The organism is Allobosea sp., from assembly GCF_030694325.1.
Lineage (GTDB): Bacteria > Pseudomonadota > Alphaproteobacteria > Rhizobiales > Beijerinckiaceae > Allobosea.
This window is the reverse complement of record NZ_JAUXYO010000254.1, coordinates 1-3,306: the sequence shown is the minus strand read 5'-3', so window position 1 is coordinate 3,306 and position 3,306 is coordinate 1. Positions and strand designations below refer to the sequence as shown.

At 69.4% G+C, this 3,306-nt stretch carries 3 protein-coding genes and 1 pseudogene; all 4 read left to right on the top strand.

Annotation, left to right across the window (positions count from 1 at the left end):
* Positions 1–203: pseudogene (locus Q8M82_RS16595) on the top strand (nucleoside triphosphate pyrophosphohydrolase); the annotation flags it as partial.
* A gap of 106 nt (positions 204–309) precedes the next feature.
* Positions 310–1,767, top strand: coding sequence for a siroheme synthase CysG (cysG, locus tag Q8M82_RS16590; RefSeq protein ID WP_305692431.1), 1,458 nt, complete (start codon positions 310–312; stop codon positions 1,765–1,767).
* An 82-nt stretch (positions 1,768–1,849) separates the two neighbouring features.
* Positions 1,850–2,284, top strand: coding sequence for an OsmC family protein (locus tag Q8M82_RS16585; protein WP_305692430.1), 435 nt, complete (start codon positions 1,850–1,852; stop codon positions 2,282–2,284).
* A complete protein-coding gene (locus tag Q8M82_RS16580) occupies positions 2,281–3,147 on the top strand; it encodes a sulfurtransferase (RefSeq protein WP_305692429.1) in 867 nt (288 codons plus the stop codon). The genes Q8M82_RS16585 and Q8M82_RS16580 overlap by 4 nt, the downstream gene beginning before the upstream one ends.
* Positions 3,148–3,306 lie beyond the last annotated feature (159 nt).

Here is a 3,306-nt window from a genome sequence, read left to right as displayed (position 1 = left end):
TCATCGTCGTCGCCAACCTCGCCCGCCATGTCGACTCCGATCACGAAGGCTGCCTACAGGCCGCCAACGCCAAGTACGAGCGCCGCTACCGAGGTATCGAGAAAAAACAGGAGGCGCAGGGCCGCACCGCCGCGCAGGCCGATCTCGCCGAGCTCGAGGCGCTCTGGCAGCAGGTCAAGCGGGACGAGAAGGCGGCGGGCTGACCATGTGCTGCGGCCGGCTGGTTCGGTCCTTGCTTCAACCTGCGGCGTCTTCCGCGACCAACGAACGGCGTGACAGGGCCGGCACGATGCGCCAGAGACGGATGCGATGAGACAGAGACGTCCCGAGGCCGCCAGCGGCCGCCGTATCGAACCCCTCGCCACCCTGCCGCTGTTCCACAAGCTGGCCGGTCGCACGGTCGTGCTCGTCGGTGACAGCGAAGGCGCCCTCTGGAAGGCCGAGCTGCTGGCGGCGACCGGCGCCGAGGTGGCGGTCTTCGCGCGCGAAGGCGGCGATTTGTTCGCTGCCCTGGCTGCGGCCCCGCCCGCGGGCAAGGTCCTCGTCCACGCGCGTAGCTGGAAGGCGGAGGACCTCGCTGGCGCGGCGCTCGCCATCGGCGACATCGAGGACGCCGACGAGATCGAGGCCTTCGTCGCCGCGGCTCGTCGCGCCGGTGTCCCCGTCAACATCGTCGACAAGCCCGATTTCTGCGACTTCTCCTTCGGCACGCTGGTCAACCGCTCGCCGCTGATCGTGGCGATCTCGACCGACGGCGCCGCGCCCGTGTTCGGCCAGGCGATCCGCACCCGCATCGAGACGCTGCTGCCGGCGACGCTGAAGGCCTGGGCCCAGGCCGCCAAGGATTGGCGCCCCGCCGTTCAGGCGCGCGAACTGCCCTTCGCCATGCGCCGCGCCTTCTGGGAGCTGTTCACCGCCAAGGCGATGGGCGAATCCGGCCGGCCTCCCGCGGATGCGGACCGCGCCGAACTGTTTTCAGCGCTGGAGCGCATCGAGGCCGCGCCGGGTCGCGGCCGGGTTTCGCTGGTCGGCGCCGGCCCCGGCGACCCGGAACTCCTGACGCTGAAGGCGATCCGCGCTTTGCAGAGCGCCGACATCATCCTCTATGACGATCTCGTCTCGCCCGGCGTGCTCGAACTGGCGCGGCGCGAGGCCAAGCGCATGATGGTCGGCAAGACCGGCTACGGACCTTCCGTCAAGCAGGGCGACATCAACGCGCTGATCGTCTCGCTCGCCGGCCAGGGCAAGCATGTCGTGCGGCTGAAGGGCGGCGACCCCGGCATCTTCGGCCGCGCCGGCGAGGAGATCGAAGCCTGCCAGGCCGCGGGCCTGCCGGTGACCATCGTGCCGGGCATCTCAGCGGCGCAGGGCGCCGCGGCGACGCTCGGCGTCTCGCTGACGCATCGCGACCATGCCCGCCGGCTGCAATTCGTCACCGGCCATGCCCGCAGCGGCGAATTGCCGGAGGATCTCGACTGGCGGGCGATGGCGGACCCTGCCGCCACGACCGTGATCTACATGGCGCGCGCCACGCTGGCCGGCTTCCGCGACCGGGCGATCGCCGCCGGCCTCGACCCTGCGACCCCAGCGGTTGCCGTGCAGTCGGCCACGAGGCCGGACGAACAGCACCTGCGCGCGACCATCGCCACGCTGCCGGAGCGGATCGCGGAGCTGCCGAAAGGCGGGCCCGTGCTGGTCCTCGTTGGCCATGCGGTTGGCCAGGCGCTCGTCGCCGCGTCCGACGAGGCGCAGCTGCGCCGCGCCTGACGCCCCTGCACGCGACGGTCTCGCCTCATTCTGATCCCGCGGCTATGCCAGCCTGCGGATCAAAGGCTCGGAGACACGAATCATGAAGGCGCGCGCGCGTTGGGTCGAAGGCATGGCCTTCATGGGCGAATCCGGCAGCGGCCATGCCGTCGTCATGGATGGCGCGCCTGAATATGGCGGCCGCAACCTCGGCATCCGGCCGATGGAGATGCTCCTGATCGGTCTCGCGGGCTGCACCGGCTTCGACGTCGTGCAGATCCTGAAGAAGGGCCGCGAGCCGATCACCGGCTGTGAGGTCGAGGTCGAGGCGCAGCGCGCCACGGAGGACCCCAAGGTCTTCACCCAGATCCACCTCGCCTACCGCATCAGCGGCCGCGGCCTGTCGCGCGCCAAGGCCGAGCGGGCCGTCACATTGTCGAAGGAAAAATACTGTTCGGCTTCGATCATGCTCGGCGCGACCGCGAGCTTCACCTACGCGATCGACATTGTGGACGAAATTGCAGAGGCCACCGCATGAGCGAGACCGCATTGGCCGGGCTGATCGCCCCCGAGGATCTGCTGGCGCGCCTGGGCGATCCCACCCTCGTCGTGCTCGACATCCGCTCGTCGATCGACGGCGGCGGCAGACCCGCCTATGAGGCTGGCCACATCCCCGGCGCCGTCCACACCGACTATGTCGCCGATGGCTGGCGCGCCAAGGTTGGGCAAGCGCCCGGACTCCTGCCGCCACTCGATCATCTTGCGGCCCTGATCGGCCGCCTCGGAATCAAGCCACATGACGACGTCGTCATCGTCCCCGCCGGCGTCAGCGCCACCGACTTCGCCGCCGCAGCGCGCATCTACTGGACGCTGAAGACCATCGGTCATGGCCAACAGGCCATCCTCGACGGCGGCTTCCGTGCCTGGACGGCCGATCCGGCGCGGCCGGTCGAAGCGGGCTCGCCGCCGGAGCGTACAGCGGCGCCCTACCCGGTCGTGATGCAGCAGCGCCTGCGCAGCACGGCCGACGCCACGCTGGTGGCATCCCGCAGCAAGCTCGCCACGCTCGTCGACGCCCGCTCGCCCAGCTATTTCGAAGGCCACGAGAAGGCGCCAGAGGCGGCTCGCGCCGGCCATATCCCCGGCGCCGTCTCGCGCGACTATACGCAGGCTTTCGACGCCGCGACCGGCAAGCTCAGGCCTCGCGACGAGCTGGCGGCGCTGTTCGCCGGCCTCCCGAAGGGCCCGGCGATCTCCTACTGCAATACCGGCCATACCGCCGCACTGAACTGGTTCGTGATGTCGGAGCTGTTCAAGCGCGAGGAGGTCGCGCTCTATGATGGCTCGATGACCGACTGGACGCAGGCCCCCGAACGGCCGGTGGCGACAGGGGCCGTCTGACAACAGGGCCGTCATCACCTCACTTGCGCTTCGCGTGTTGACAGACGGAGGTCACGGATTTTTGCGTTTGCGATGACGATGAGTTTTCGCATGACTGCGGTGATGGCGACGATCGGTTTTTTGCCGTGTTGGCAGAGCCTTTCGTAGAAGTCGCGCAGG